A 397-nucleotide genomic window follows, 5' to 3' on the forward strand; every position below is an offset into this window, starting at 1 on the left:
TCGCGACATCCCCAACGTCTCCGAAGAGGTCCTGGCCGACCTCGACGAGCGCGGCATCATCCGGATCGGCGCCGAGGTCGTGCCCGGCGACATCCTGGTCGGCAAGGTCACGCCCAAGGGTGAGACCGAGCTGACCCCGGAGGAGCGGCTGCTGCGCGCGATCTTCGGTGAGAAGGCCCGCGAGGTGCGCGACACCTCGCTGAAGGTGCCGCACGGTGAGCAGGGCAAGGTCATCGCCGTCCGCGTGTTCAGCCGCGAGGAGGGCGACGAGCTTCCTCCCGGCGTCAACGAGCTGGTCCGCGTCTACGTGGCCCAGAAGCGTAAGATCACCGACGGTGACAAGCTGGCCGGTCGGCACGGCAACAAGGGCGTCATCTCCAAGATCCTGCCGGTCGAG

1 pseudogene is annotated in these 397 nt (G+C 68.0%); it reads left to right on the forward strand.

From position 1 onward, the window contains the following. Positions 1 to 397, forward strand: a pseudogene (locus tag HCN51_RS57860) (DNA-directed RNA polymerase subunit beta); the annotation flags it as partial.

This window comes from Nonomuraea composti, from assembly GCF_012034275.1.
Classification (GTDB): Bacteria; Actinomycetota; Actinomycetes; order Streptosporangiales; family Streptosporangiaceae; genus Nonomuraea; species Nonomuraea composti.